Raw genomic sequence first — 14,536 nt, forward strand, 5'->3', positions numbered from 1 at the left:
AATTAAACAAGCCTTTGCTGATTTACCTTACGCAGGCGATGATCAATACTGGCAAAAGCTTTATTGGCAATCCATGTGATGACAAATGCAAGAGAACTAATACTAAAGAATAGAAGGAGCGTAATATGAAGTGAAGCAATTAAAGTTACACCTAAAACAGCTATGAAGATTCCTACCGTATGAAACGGACGTAAAAACCCGATAATAAATGCATATTTTATATACTCTAATAACCTAAGATCGTAATAAGTGAAGACAGGTAGAAGATAAAAAAAAGTAGTACTAACAGACAGAAACAAGCCAAGCATAACGAAAAGCAAAAGTGTTGTATTTCCTTCAAAAGTTCCGATAATCCGAAAATCCAGATAAAATAAAAAGAAGGTAATGGCAATAATTATCCCAAGAATATTGCCTTTCCACCAATCTTGCTTATAGCTATTCCAAAAGACAGGAAAAATACGGATATCGGTTTCCCCATTCACCCATTTTTTTGTCACAGCGAACATTGCCATACTTGCTGGCATCCATCCGAATAAACCTAAGCCTAAAACAGTAAAGCAGAGCCATAGTATATTTACATAAGCCAGTCGTGTTACCCATTCGCAAAACTTATAGACGCCATTTGATAAAATGTGTACCAATCTCCCATCTCCCTTATTCCTTTTTTTATTTATTGTACACTATAGTTGAAAGCCTTTACATAAAATAATTATCGTTATGTAAAAAAAAGGAATATGTATCTATAGATACAGAGGAAATTTTACTCCAACATTTAGAATCCTCTCTCTTAGTTACAAAATTTCATACTCATATGGGAGATAAGATCCAAAATTCAATCTTTTTAGGTTTAATCATGTTATTAATAGGGTAAATAGCTATTATCAAAATCTATGATTTGTGTAAATTAGTGTTTTTCTACCTTAATTTTATCTATGGGAGCAACGGAAATGAATACGATAATGTACATAAAGGAAGAATTAAAGCATTTCATTAATGAATGAAAAAATATTTAACCAAAAATTACTTACGGAAGCAACAAACGTTTCCACCAAAATTACAGACATATTAACTAAAGGTAATATTGATTTATTAAAAAATGCGAAAAAATTAATTTTTTACACAGTAGATCAACAAGAGGAAGATCTCGTTACTTTTGCGAAAGTAGAAGGAATTGCATGGGCAAAGCACTCTTTAACTCTAGAGTTGAAGCTTGAATGGGTTCAAGCAATTAGGAGGACTTTATGGCATTTTATTAGCATCATTGATGAAGAAAAGAATATACTGCATAATCGTGAAGATTATTACAGTATGGAAAAATTATTTAATGAAAAGATAGACCAGTTTTTAAATAATTTTTTCCTTAGCTATTCCCACTATAAAGATGAAATGATACATAAACAAAGAGAAATGGTTGAACATTTATCCGTCCCAATCATTCCTATAAAGCACTCTGTTTCGGTTTTACCATTAATCGGCTCGATCGATTCGTACCGAATTAAAATAATTGAGGAAAAAGTACTAAATGATATAGCAGAATCCAGAATCCAGACATTAGTAATAGATCTTTCTGGTACCGCAATAATGGAAATGGATGTAATTGATTATTTCGAAAAAGTTCTGGCAGGCATTTCGATGATGGGGTGCAGTGCAATTATTACTGGACTAAGACCTGAGTTGGTAAAAAAAATGGTTCACGCCGGCATCAGTTTTGAAAAAAATGCTGAAACAAGAGGAACACTTCAAGAAGAGGCTGGGACATAAGTATTCCAGTCATAGATAAACCCGAACAACTATCAAATAATCCTAAATGATTGTTCGGGTTTTATTAGTTTTATAAAAGGCTGTTTCAGTACAGTTAGTGTTAATATCCGCAGCCTGAATACACTTCGCTTTCCATGGGGCGAGCGCCGAGCCGCTTCGGCCTATGGCCTGCAGGGTCTCGGACTTTCTCGCAGCTCCCATAGGAGTCTACGTGTATTCAGGCTGCTCCATATTTCCTACTAATTCATTTTTTCTAAAAAAACAATATTTTTTAGGGAATTGCCTTTAAAAACAGAGTGGAATGGAGCGGAAGACACTCGACTCCTGCGGGAAGTAGAGCAAAACCTAAGACCCCACAGGCTTTAGCCGAGGAGGCTTAGGTTGCTCCCCGCGGAAAGCGAGTTTCTGTAGCGCAATGGAACGAATTAGTTTTTACACTTGACTATATTTAAAAACATAAATAACCATTGTATAAAAGAAACCTTTATTTAAGAGATAAATTAGAGATTGTTCGTCTTTACAGATTGGCTATCTAGTTTTGTCCCAGCCTCTTCTTTATTAGTCCCTTTGAACAGCGCTGTTGCTTTCCGCTCCAGGGGTTCGCTTTCCGTGGGGCTCGCGCTTAGCCGCTGTCTGTTTACAGCCTACAGAGTCTAAGCTGTCTCGCTAATCCCACAGGAGTCTCCCCCCTTCCACTCCAAGCAACGCATGAAAATTCAATGTAAGTTTCTAAAAATCTTTTTGTCGACAAACTGAAAAGACCAAAAATGGTCTTTTTTTCATTGTTTCATTAATTATAAGGTTATCCCTTTGCTATCTCTTTTTATAAAGACATGCTACAAGCTTATACCTCCAGGCTGGATTGGATACAATGCGCCGCTTAAGGCAAATGATATTCTTCCTGTTTCTTCTGATACAACCATCACTAACTCATCAGATATCTCACTTAAACCAATAGCTGCACGGTGTCTTGTCCCTACTTTTTCCTTACCTTTAAAGTGGACTGCAGAAGGAAAAATATTCCCCGCAGATATAATCGTATCTTCCTCGATTAACACTCCCCCATCGTGCAATGGATTGCCTGGATAGAAAATTGCTTCTAATAAAGATGCCGACAATTTTGCATGCAACGGAACTCCAGAATGAACAAGTGTATCAATAGCATCTTTTCGCTTAATGGCAATTAATGCACCATGGCGTTTTTCGGATAGAGCTTGTGCACATACAGTAAGAATTTCTAGATGCTTCGTATAAGGCTCTAAATATAGTTGCAAATAAAATGTAGCTGCATTGTGATGGATACTTTTAAATAACTTATTTACTTCTTCAAAGTCATTCAAGATACAGCAATCTTTTTCGACCATCGTCTGCTTTAGATTTTCAATTTTATCTTGTAAATGATCCAATAAGTGGTGCATGCGATAATTAAATTCCTTAGGTAAATGTTTTTCTCCGTCCATCCTAACACTCCCCTTTTTTGTTACGTTGTCCAGCTTGATTGAATTTATTCAACTAGTTTTGCTTGATTGAATTCATATTTGACAAATGATAGACTAATAGTTGAACATTTCAAAAGGAGGTAATATTTCACATATGAAATTTTGGACTTGGACTATGATTATTTTACTATCCGTTACAGCAATTAGTGTTTCTTCCTTTTTTGTTATGCAAGCACTTTTTGACAAGAAATCTCCCTTACAGACAGAAAATGAGCGCTCTGTAGTAAAACAAGCTTCCACTGAAACAGAAGAAAACTTTGATACAAAGCAAGTTAATACGCCTGTTGATGAAGAAGTTGTTGTTTTAACAAATGGCACTAGTGGACATACATTTATTTCTAATTGGCATGATTTTTATAACGAATCACTAGGATGGGGAAGACTTGAAACAACAAGCTACGAAAAGCAAAAAGAAGCGGCAATATCTATTCTGGATGGGCTAAAGGACATTAAAGTTGTCGATGAACAAATTGCAGAAGACATAAATGATATTGCAACAAATGCGAAAGTAGTGGCAGAGAAGGATGATCGAGTTGCTATGCGAAATCTGCATCGATATTTTCATGATTTAGATATTTATTTTAATGGTTATAACTATGATCAAACATTTGGAATTACGGAATTTAGAGGGAACTAATCTATACAAAAAGTTCCACTCTTATTCTACCATTTAGGCAAATGGGTTTTTTTGATTAAAATAATTTGGTTTTTTCACATCGTTATTGTATCGTTTATGAAATATATGGGTAGTTGCAGGAGATAGCGGTGGTATCAACCATGCCCAATTCCCCGTAATATCTCTCCCTTTTTCTTTTTCTTTATTCTCAAACGTCTTAAATTGCTGTGCTGCTGTATGGTGATCGACAATTGTTACCCCTACTTTTTGAAATGAATCCAGTACAGCAACATTTAATTCCACTAGAGCTTTATCCTTCCAAAGGGTCACATTTTTTTTCATGTTCAAACCAAGCCATTCGCCAATTCTTGGCAGCATATTATAGCGATTTTCGTCTGCTAAATTTCTTGCGCCAATCTCCGTACCCATATACCAGCCGTTAAAAGGTGCTGCTGTATAAGAAATACCGCCAATTTCAAGGCGCATGCTCGAAATAATCGGTACAGAGTACCATTTCAAAGCGAGCTCCTCAAACCATGGATATTCCGGATGTTGAATAGGCACTTCTAATATAAGCTCTTTAGGAATTTCATAAAGCTTCGGCTTTTGCTCATTTATTTGAATAACAAGTGGAAGAATATCAAAATTTGTTTTCTCCCCCGTCCAGCCAAGCTTTAAACACTCATATGTAAAAGCGATTGAATCAGGATCCCCGATTATTCCTTCTTCTGTTTCATACCCTGCATAACGGATAAGTTGATGATTCCATATTCGGAAAGAAGAATTCCTCTTTTTTTGCTGAAAAATAGTAATGGTTGGCTTAATTTTCCCGCCATTTGTCGCATAGGAAATATGATGAAACAGCGCATCTTTTACTTCTTCTTCTGTTTTAACATGCCGCTTATCTATTACATGGAGATTTTCCCAAAACAATCGACCGATACAGCGATTACTATTACGCCATGCCATTTTTGCACCATATATTAATTCTTCTTTCGTATGCTCATAATCCCCATTTTCATTGATCTCTTTTTCTATTTGTATTAGACGATTTTCGATTGCTGCTTCTGATTTATTCAGTTCCTTATAGGCTGTATCAATAAACAATTTTGCTTCTTCAAAAAGTGTATTTGCCAACAAAATAGCCCTCCCATAATTATTTAAGCACTTTACGAATCATTTTCTCTTTCTTTTCTGTATATGGTGGATAAAGAATTGGAATATCAACTCTTGTACTCTTTCTGAGTATACTTTTTTGATGAGAGAAAGTGGTGAAACTGTATTCACCGTGATAAGCTCCCATTCCAGATGCACCTACTCCACCAAAGGGTAAATTAGGAGGAACAATATGGGTTAACACATCATTAATACAAACTCCACCTGAGGAAATGGCACGAAGCACTTTCGTTTCCGTCTCCTTATTGTTCGTGAAAAGATAGAGGGCTAACGGTTTATCTAGCTTTCTAATCGATTCGATTGCTTTCTCTAGTTCTTTATAAGTTAGAATAGGCAATATCGGCCCAAAGATTTCTTCTTGCATCGTTGCTGAATCCCATGTAGCGTCCAAAATCGTTGGTTCAATAAAACGTGTATCTCGATTACTTTTCCCTCCAAACAGTATAGCTTTCCGATCTACTTCTAGCATTTCTCTTAAGCGAAGAAAATGTCGTTCACTCACAATTCTGCCAAAATCCTCTTTATCTTCAATCGTTTCTCCAAAATAGTTTACTAGCGTTTTTTTCATTTCTACGATGAAGGATTCTTTAACTGATTCATGAACCATAATATAATCTGGCGCCACACATGTTTGGCCTGCGTTTAAAGTCTTACTCCATATTATACGCTTAGCCGCTATCGTTAAGTTAGCCGTTTCATCGATAATGACAGGACTTTTCCCCCCTAGCTCCAGTGTTACAGGAGTTAAATGCTGAGCCGCGGCTTCCATCACAATCTTCCCTACCTTCGTACTGCCTGTAAAGAAAATATAATCAAAATTAGCATGGATCAATGCTTGATTTGTCTCCACTCCTCCTTCAACCGAACTGATATAAGCTGGCTCAAAGGTAGTATTAATCATTTCCGTTACAACGGCTGAAACAGTTGGCACAAGTTCTGAAGGCTTTAAAATTGCACAGTTGCCCGCAGCAATTGCGCCAATTAAAGGTTCAATCAATAATTGAAAAGGATAATTAAAAGGACCTATAATAAGGACCGTTCCATATGGCTCATTTAAAATTTCTCCCTTAGAAGGAAATAGACTCCACGTACTTCTTACTTTTTTTGGTTTCATCCATTTTTTTAGATGTTTTATTGTATGACGAATGCTCTGAAGCACAAATCCAATTTCCGAGGCATACGACTCAAAAGGATGCTTTCCTAAATCTTTCTGCAATGCTTTTAAAAGGATTTGCTCCTTTTCTACAATAGCATTTCTCAATTTTTCTAATTGTTCTATTCGAAAAGCAAGTGGCAATGTTGCTTGTGTTGAAAAGAATGATTTTGTTTGTGCTAATCTTTCATTTACTTCCATTTTTTTACGCTCCCTTAATGGGTATTATTTAATCATGAGTGTATCAACTTTTTCTTAAAGTAAGCAAGTATTATGAAGGCACTGTTCAAAAAAACAGGCTTTTTTTGTAAAATTTGTTGCGATTACCCGCAGCTGGAATACACTTCGCTTTCCGCGGGGCTCGCGCTAATCCCACAGGAGTCTTCGTGTATTCCGGCGGCTCCATTTTTCAACTAATTCTTTTTTCCTATTGAAAAACAACAATCCTTTAGAAAACAGCCAAAAAATAAAAAGAAATTCGCATAAGAACGGTGTAACATACGTTTCTTATGCGAATTCCTTATCATAAACTTTTATGTACTACAGTTAATATATTTCTCAACTCTTCTATAGGAATTTGCCCTGGAGCAGATGCCTTCTTTGCTGCAGCAAATGTAATAGCTGAGCCAAATATTTCTCCTGCCATTCTGCTCACAGCTCCTCTTCCTCCCATGGACATCGTTACAATCGGTTGATCTGGTGCCTTTTCCTTCATCGTAGCCGTCGCATCTAATAATGTTAAAACATCCTTTACAGATTGAGGCATTACCGCAATTTTTGGTATATCTGCACCTAGTTGCTGTGCCTTTTGCAACCGAAAAATAATTTCTTCCTTCGACGGAGTTTTTTCAAAATCGTGATTAGATAAAATGACAGCAATTTGATGAGAATGTGCCATATCTATTACCTGTTTAATTGTCACTTCTTCCATAAATAATTCAATATCGAGTAAATCAATCATTCCCGTCTCTAATACACTTTTATTTAAAGAGAAATAGTCTTCCTCGTCTATCTGTCTCTCTCCTCCCTCTTTCAAGGTACGAAAAGTGAATAGTAAAGGAATATTCCCAATCGTTTTTCTTAAGTGGGGAAGTACTTGTGTCACTCTATTAATATTATCTACTTCTGAAAAATAATCGGCACGCCATTCGATTATATCGATTTCCCGTTCTTTAAGTAAGACTGCTTCTTCCCTTAATTCTTGTTCTGTTCTTCCAATAAGAGAAACACAAATTTTTGGCATTCCGTCCCCAATGATGACTTCTCTTACCTTTATGCTTTTGCTCACCTTTTTCCCTCCAACAACTTACTTTTTTATGAGACTCAATGAATGTACAATAGAGTCTATTATTTCCTCTAGCTCTTTCCCATCCATGGTGACTTTCAAATGATGATTAGCATATATTTCTTTTCGCACATTAAATAATTCCTTTATTTCTTCCTCCGACTTTCCATGCAGGACTGGTCTGCTATCGATTATAAAGGGAATTCTCTCCTTCCATGCTTCAAAGGACATATCTAAATATAAGACAATCCCATTCTCTAGACAGACGTTACGAACGTCTTCTTGCAGAAAAGCCCCACCTCCTAAAGAAATAACTTTTCCTTTCTGTTCTGTGAGCACTTTGATTATCTCTTTCTCCTTTTCTCGAAAAAATGCTTCTCCATAATGGCTAAATATTTCCGTAATCTTCATGTTATATATAATTTCTAATTGATGATCAACATCTACAAATTCCCGTTGGAGTTTATCCGCTAGCGCTTTCCCAAGCGTCGTTTTCCCAACTCCCATAAACCCAATTAATAAAATGCTTTTCTCTTTCGCTAATTCCTTCCGCAACATCAAATAATGCCCCCTATGATCTATGTCCGACAAAAATCTTTCTTTTATTATAAGGGAAACACAGCCTATATCCTAGCAGATTATTAGGAATAAATCGGTTACTACTCTCATAAAATGTAGCGAATAATATAATACTCCTCTCCATAAATAGATTAGCTTCTTTCCTCCTTCTCTTATTCTCATTCATGTATATCTGTTCTCTATTAGTTTTTCCTTACGTTCTCTTATTACCGTCATATTCCAAGCGTTTATTAGCTTATAATTACCTTTCAAACTATTTTCTCGAAAAAACTTATTTATAATTATTATAAAATTATATTGATTTTTATTTAGAGATGATATTATAATATATATATGCTAAAGAACTAAATTATGAGGTGATTTTTTATATGTCAAACAATCGATTAACGACTAGCTGGGGAGCACCAGTTGGAGACAACCAAAATTCCATAACTGCCGGACATCGTGGTCCTACTTTAATTCAAGATGTACATTTACTTGAGAAATTAGCTCATTTTAATAGAGAACGTGTACCTGAGCGCGTTGTGCACGCTAAAGGGGCAGGAGCTCATGGTTACTTCGAAGTAACCAATGACTTAACAAAATACACAAAAGCTAACTTCTTATCTGAAGTTGGAAAAAGAACATCCATGTTTATTCGTTTTTCAACAGTTGCTGGGGAACTAGGCTCTGCTGATACCGTTCGTGATCCGCGTGGATTTGCTGTGAAGTTTTATACAGAAGATGGAAATTATGATATTGTTGGCAATAATACACCTGTATTCTTTATTCGTGATGCGATTAAATTTCCTGACTTTATCCATACTCAAAAAAGAGATCCAAAAACACATTTAAAAAATCCAACAGCTGTATGGGATTTTTGGTCTCATTCACCTGAATCTTTGCACCAAGTAACCATTCTTATGTCAGATCGTGGTATTCCAGCAACACTTCGTCATATGCACGGATTCGGAAGCCATACCTTTAAATGGGTGAACAAAGATGGAGAAGGCGTTTGGGTTAAATATCATTTTAAAACAGAACAAGGGGTTAAAAACCTTGATGTGAATCTAGCAGCTAAACTTGCTGGGGATAATCCTGATTATCATACAGAAGATTTATTTAACGCTATTGAAAAAGGAGATTTTCCTGCTTGGACACTTTATGTTCAAATTATGCCTTTAGAGGATGCAGATACGTATCGTTTTGATCCATTCGATGTAACAAAGGTATGGTCACAAAAAGACTATCCATTAATCGAAGTTGGTCGTATGGTACTTGATCGTAATCCAGAGAATTACTTTGCAGAAGTGGAGCAAGCTACTTTCTCCCCTGGAACATTAGTACCTGGTGTAGAGGTTTCACCAGACAAAATGCTACAAGGCCGTTTATTTGCGTACAGTGATGCACATCGTTACCGTGTAGGTGCAAACCATAATTCACTTCCAATTAACCGTCCTCGCAACGAAGTAAATAACTATCAACGTGATGGTCAAATGCGCTTTGATGGCAATGGCGGTGGTTCAGTATACTACGAGCCAAATAGCTTTAGTGGTCCAAAAGAAACTCCTGAAAACAAAACAACTCCATTTGCTGTATCTGGAGTTGCAGAAAGTGTTGCATTCGATCACAATGATCATTACACACAAGCAGGAGATTTATATCGTTTAATGTCTACAGAAGAACGAGAAAGATTAGTGGCAAACATTGTTGGCGCAATGAAACCTGTAGCATTAGAAGAAATCAAACTTCGTCAAATCGGTCACTTCTACAAAGCAGATCCTGAGTATGGCACAAAAGTTGCTGAAGGTTTAGGCTTAAGTGTTCCTGAAACAGTAAAATAATAGCGTCTTGGTAGAAAAACCCTCTATTTTGTGGAGGGTTTTTCTTTGTATGTAGACGAGGTTGTTAGGACTTTTCCCTATTGGAGATGACTTGAAACTATTTTTATGACGATTACAAGTAAATAGCAAACTTAAGGATGTATCTAATTCGTAAATATTGGCTGTTTGCTTGCAGTTCTTTGAGGGTTACTTGCGACTTTCCAACTCTTACTTGCGACTTTCCAACTCTTACTTGCGACTTCCCAACTCTTACTTGCGACTTTCCAACTCTTACTTGCAACTTTCCAACTCTTACTTTCCCCCGTTCCCCATCTCAATTATTTGAAAATCCCCTAAGAAACCGCTACTCTTAGGATAGAAAAAATTATTCTAACGGGGTGACAGGATGGATTTATCAATCAATGCGACAAAGAAATTAAGCAATGGCGTAAAAATTCCTTATTTGGGCTTTGGGGTTTTTTTAGTGAATGATCCAAAAGAATGTGAACAAAGTGTACTTGCTGCCATTAAAAATGGATACCGCTCTATTGATACCGCAACAAGATATGAAAATGAAGAGTTTGTAGGCAATGCTATTAAAGCAGCTGGCGTACCACGTGAAGAATTATTTATTACGACAAAGGTTTGGGTTACGGATTTCGGCTATGAAGAAACAAAAAAGGCATTTCATGAATCATTAAGAAAGCTACAATTAGATTATTTAGATCTTTACCTTATTCACTGGGCAGCACCTGGTTTTGAAGAAACATGGAGAGCACTTGAAGATCTTTATGAAGAAGGATTAGTCCGTGCTATTGGTGTATGTAATTTCCAAATTCATCATTTTGAGAAATTAGCTGAAACTGCAAAAATAACGCCAATGTTAAATCAAGTAGAAACACATCCGTTATTTCAGCAGGTGGAATTAAGAAATTATTTGGCACAGCATGATATTGCACATGAAGCTTGGGCTCCACTTGGGCAAGGAAAGAATGGATTATTTGATTCACCTGCTCTAGCTGAGATTGCCAAAAAACATAATAAAACAGTTGCTCAAGTTATTTTAAGATGGCATTTAGATCGCGATACGATAATTATTCCTAAATCTGTTCATGAGCATCGTATTATCGAAAATGCTGATTTATTTGACTTTGCACTTGATGCAGACGATATTAAGACCATTACTTCTCTCGACACAAATCAACGAAGCTTTGGTAATCCAGATGATATTGAACGCTTTAAAGCCATGCAGGAAGCTGCAAAAAGTAACAGCTAAACAATCTAAAAAGCATACCAATTTTGTTATTGGTATGCTTTTATTTTCAGCAAAAATCATTACTGTTTCTTATTAGTAGAAGCCCATTGGTTATCTGTTGCTGTCTTATGCTGCTTTTTACTTGTAACTTCTGTATTAGCAGTTGCCCATTGGTTGTTTACTTCAGACTTTTTCTGCTTCGCCATGTTCGTTACCTCCTGCTAGTAGTTATTACGTACAATTCTAGTATGAGATAAAGTGGGTTAGATTATGAAACAAACAGAAAATTGTTTTCCCCTTTACAGTTTTAAACGTTGCAAGCGAAGGGCATTTAATACAACAGACACAGAACTAAATGCCATTGCGGCACCAGCTAACCATGGGGCAAGCAACCCAATTGCCGCAATTGGTATTCCAAGTGTATTGTAACCAAAAGCCCAAAATAAATTTTGCTTAATGTTTGTAATTGTTTTTCTACTTATTAAAATACTATCTGCAATGGCTTGTAGATCTCCACGAATAAGTGTAATATCTGCTGCTTCCATGGCAATATCAGTTCCTGTTCCAATAGCCATCCCAATATCTGCTAGTGCTAAGGCAGGCGCATCATTGATTCCATCCCCAACCATTGCTACCTTTTTTCCTTGTTGTTGCAGCTTTTTCACAGCATCTGCTTTTCCATCTGGCAGAACCTCTGCAATGATGTGATCAATTCCTGCTTGTCTTCCGATTGCCTCTGCTGTTTGCTGGTTATCTCCCGTAATCATAATGACATCTAAATTCATCTGCTTCAATCGTTTAATTGCCGCTTTTGAAGTTTGTTTAATGGTATCCGCTACTGCCAGGAGTCCAGCATATTTGCCATTTACACTTATAAGCATTGCAGTTTTCCCTTGAGCTTCTAGCTCTTTCATCCTAGGAAGAATTTTTCCAACATTTATCCGATAACGATCCATCAATCGCCGTGTTCCGACTAATAAGTCATTACCATCCACATTCGCTCGAATTCCATAACCTGGAATTGCTTCAAAGTCAGCTGTTTCCGGAAGAACAATCCCACGATCGGTTATTCCTTTGACAATTGCCTCTGCAAGAGGATGCTCTGATTTACTTTCTGCTGCTCCAACTAAGGATAGTAATTCTTCTTCTTCCCATTCTGTTACTATATCTGTTAAAACAGGTTTTCCATTTGTTACTGTTCCCGTTTTATCTAATAAAATGGTATCAATCTTATGAGTCATTTCTAGGTGTTCTCCACCTTTAAATAAAATACCGTATTCTGCTGCTCTACCCGAACCTGCCATAATGGAAGTTGGCGTAGCGAGCCCAAGCGCGCATGGACATGCGATAACCAATACTGCAATTAACTTCTCTAGACTTTCTGCAAAATCGCCAGGTGTGATAGCAAAATACCAGACAAAGAATGTAAGAAGGGCAAGACCTACTACAATGGGAACAAAAATACCAGAAATATGATCAGCCAAACGCTGAATTGGCGCCTTAGAACCTTGTGCTTCTTCGACCACTTTAATAATTTGGGCTAGTGCTGTCTCTTTGCCAACCTTGGTTGCCTTCAATTTTAAAAAGCCATTTTTATTTATTGTTGCTCCAATTACCGTGTCGCCTGCTTGTTTATCAACCGGAATACTTTCGCCAGTTAACATCGATTCATCAACGGCTGACTGTCCTTCGATAATTTCCCCATCAACAGGAATTTTTTCACCAGGTTTTACAAGAAGTACTTCTCCTGTTAAAACTTCTTCCAAAGGTATTTCCATCTGTTCTCCATCGCGAATAACAACTGCCGTTTTCGCTTGCAGCCCCATTAATTTTTTTATCGCTTCCGAAGATTTTCCTTTTGCTTTCGTTTCGAATAATTTTCCTAAAATAATTAAGGTAATCAAAATGGCACTTGTTTCAAAATAAAGTCCTACAGGATGGCCAAAATGACCTAATGACTCGAAAGATAAATAAACACTATAAAAATAAGCTGCAGAAGTTCCTAACGCCACAAGAACATCCATATTGGCACTCTTATTTTTCAAAGCTTTATATGCACCTATATAAAACTGTTTCCCGACAAGAAATTGAACAGGGGTGGATAGCGCCATTTGTACCCATGGATTCATAAATAGATCTGGAACATATATAAAAGATGTAAAGGAAAAGTGACCAACCATTGCCCATAAAAGTGGCAGAGATAAAATCATGGAGAATATAAATTTTCGTTTTTGTCTCTCAAATTCCGCTTCTTTTTGATTTACGGTGACTTGTTTTGATTCCTTCCTCGTTGCTTCATAGCCGAGTTTACTTATTTTACCAATCAATTCATCTGGAACAATACTTGCTGGATTGTACTCAATGGTAGCATTTTCTAAGGCAAGATTAACCGTTGCCTTGTTTACACCAGTCATTTTATTAAGACCTTTTTCGATTCTTGTTGCACAGGCAGCACAAGTCATTCCTGAAATATCTAATTCAAGTTTTTCCGTTACTATGCCATACCCTAACCCTTCCACCTTTTCTTTTATTTCCATTGGGAAAAGTTCACCATCTCTATATTTAACGGTTGCTTTTTCCAGTGCCAAATTAACCGTTGCATTTTCAACGCCTTGCATCTTATTTAGTCCTTTTTCAATACGAGTGGCACAAGCAGCGCAAGTCATTCCCGTAATTTCAAAGGTTTGTTCCTTTATTTTCTCCTTACTTTTCACGACACTTTGTTCCGCCATATCACAAAACTCCTTATACCTATATAGGGTATATTTTATCGAAAATAAAAATGTGCAGTCATAACAGCACATTTTCCTAATTAAATTACTTCACATCATAACCTTGCTCATCGATAGTTTCTTTGATTGTTTCTAGTGCTACTTCATTAGCATTGAATGAAACATCAACTAAGCCTTCTTTTAAATTAACTTTAACATCAGATACACCAGCAAGCTCGCCTACACTTCCTTCAACTGCTTTTACACAATGATTACAAGACATACCTTCCACTTTTAATGTTACGTTTTCCATTTAGAACACTCCTTATTTTTTCATTAGTTTTTGAATCGTGGTTAGAACCTCGTCCACTACTTCCATATCGCCCTCTTGGATACGCTCAACCACACAGTTTTTTAAATGACCTTCTAATAAAATCTTTGCTACACTATTTAAAGCAGATTGAGTCGCTGAAATTTGCGTAATAACATCATCACAATACGTATCTTTTTCGATCAAACCTTTTATCCCTCGAATTTGTCCTTCAATTCGATTTAATCTAGTAACTAAGTTTTGCTTTACTTTATCTGAATGGTGACTTCTTCTGTCACTAGTGACATGACAACTTTCCATTTCTTGTTCGTTATTTTCCAATAAAGCTCCCCCTTGCTTATTTTGTATACATATATCATACCCTAGTA

The 14,536-nt window shown here is 36.5% G+C and carries 14 protein-coding genes; 4 read left to right on the forward strand and 10 right to left on the reverse strand.

Going from position 1 to position 14,536, the window contains the following annotated elements:
• Positions 1–2 precede the first annotated feature (2 nt).
• On the reverse strand, positions 3–641 hold the full coding sequence (locus NKG37_RS00980; protein ID WP_254415642.1) for a YesL family protein: 639 nt from the start codon (positions 639–641) through the stop codon (positions 3–5).
• Between the two features lie 352 nt (positions 642–993).
• Here NKG37_RS00980 and NKG37_RS00985 point away from each other — a divergent pair, with 352 nt between their 5' ends.
• Positions 994–1,761, forward strand: coding sequence for an STAS domain-containing protein (locus NKG37_RS00985; RefSeq protein WP_254415643.1), 768 nt, complete (start codon positions 994–996; stop codon positions 1,759–1,761).
• Between the two features lie 836 nt (positions 1,762–2,597).
• Here the strand turns inward: NKG37_RS00985 and cdaS are convergent.
• On the reverse strand, positions 2,598–3,221 hold the full coding sequence (gene cdaS, locus NKG37_RS00990) for a sporulation-specific diadenylate cyclase CdaS (protein ID WP_254415644.1): 624 nt from the start codon (positions 3,219–3,221) through the stop codon (positions 2,598–2,600).
• A 133-nt stretch (positions 3,222–3,354) separates the two neighbouring features.
• Between cdaS and NKG37_RS00995 the strand changes: the two genes are divergently transcribed.
• Entirely contained in the window at positions 3,355–3,897 is a 543-nt protein-coding gene (locus NKG37_RS00995) for a hypothetical protein (RefSeq protein WP_254415645.1), read from the forward strand.
• 33 nt (positions 3,898–3,930) lie between these two features.
• Here the strand turns inward: NKG37_RS00995 and NKG37_RS01000 are convergent, their stop codons facing one another.
• The 4 genes from NKG37_RS01000 to NKG37_RS01015 form a co-directional block, all read right to left on the reverse strand.
• Positions 3,931–5,013, reverse strand: coding sequence for a nitric oxide synthase oxygenase (locus NKG37_RS01000; RefSeq protein ID WP_016202484.1), 1,083 nt, complete (start codon positions 5,011–5,013; stop codon positions 3,931–3,933).
• Between the two features lie 19 nt (positions 5,014–5,032).
• Complete coding sequence (locus NKG37_RS01005) at positions 5,033–6,406, reverse strand: aldehyde dehydrogenase (protein ID WP_254415646.1); 1,374 nt, start codon at positions 6,404–6,406, stop codon at positions 5,033–5,035.
• 322 nt (positions 6,407–6,728) lie between these two features.
• Positions 6,729–7,493 (reverse strand): type I 3-dehydroquinate dehydratase, encoded by a 765-nt coding sequence (aroD, locus tag NKG37_RS01010; RefSeq protein WP_016202486.1) that lies wholly within the window; start codon positions 7,491–7,493, stop codon positions 6,729–6,731.
• A gap of 18 nt (positions 7,494–7,511) precedes the next feature.
• On the reverse strand, positions 7,512–8,048 hold the full coding sequence (locus NKG37_RS01015) for a shikimate kinase (RefSeq protein ID WP_254416346.1): 537 nt from the start codon (positions 8,046–8,048) through the stop codon (positions 7,512–7,514).
• A 389-nt stretch (positions 8,049–8,437) separates the two neighbouring features.
• Between NKG37_RS01015 and katA the strand changes: the two genes are divergently transcribed.
• Both katA and NKG37_RS01025 read left to right on the forward strand, forming a co-directional pair.
• Positions 8,438–9,892 (forward strand): catalase KatA, encoded by a 1,455-nt coding sequence (katA, locus tag NKG37_RS01020; protein WP_016202488.1) that lies wholly within the window; start codon positions 8,438–8,440, stop codon positions 9,890–9,892.
• A gap of 385 nt (positions 9,893–10,277) precedes the next feature.
• The gene (locus NKG37_RS01025; RefSeq protein WP_254415647.1) at positions 10,278–11,147 is read left to right on the forward strand and encodes an aldo/keto reductase; all 870 of its coding nucleotides are present in this window, start codon (positions 10,278–10,280) and stop codon (positions 11,145–11,147) included.
• Between the two features lie 59 nt (positions 11,148–11,206).
• Here the strand turns inward: NKG37_RS01025 and NKG37_RS25965 are convergent, their stop codons facing one another.
• From NKG37_RS25965 to NKG37_RS01040, 4 genes are all read right to left on the reverse strand, one after another.
• Entirely contained in the window at positions 11,207–11,332 is a 126-nt protein-coding gene (locus tag NKG37_RS25965; RefSeq protein ID WP_263479846.1) for a hypothetical protein, read from the reverse strand.
• A gap of 93 nt (positions 11,333–11,425) precedes the next feature.
• Positions 11,426–13,858, reverse strand: a complete 2,433-nt coding sequence (locus NKG37_RS01030) for a heavy metal translocating P-type ATPase (RefSeq protein WP_254415648.1) — start codon at positions 13,856–13,858, stop codon at positions 11,426–11,428.
• Positions 13,859–13,943: 85 nt separating this feature from the next.
• Entirely contained in the window at positions 13,944–14,150 is a 207-nt protein-coding gene (copZ, locus tag NKG37_RS01035) for a copper chaperone CopZ (RefSeq protein ID WP_016202491.1), read from the reverse strand.
• Between the two features lie 12 nt (positions 14,151–14,162).
• Positions 14,163–14,468, reverse strand: coding sequence for a metal-sensitive transcriptional regulator (locus NKG37_RS01040; protein ID WP_212117561.1), 306 nt, complete (start codon positions 14,466–14,468; stop codon positions 14,163–14,165).
• Positions 14,469–14,536: the final 68 nt, after the last annotated feature.

The sequence above is a fragment of the Niallia sp. RD1 genome, from assembly GCF_024219955.1.
Classification (GTDB): domain Bacteria; phylum Bacillota; class Bacilli; order Bacillales; family Cytobacillaceae; genus Niallia; species Niallia alba.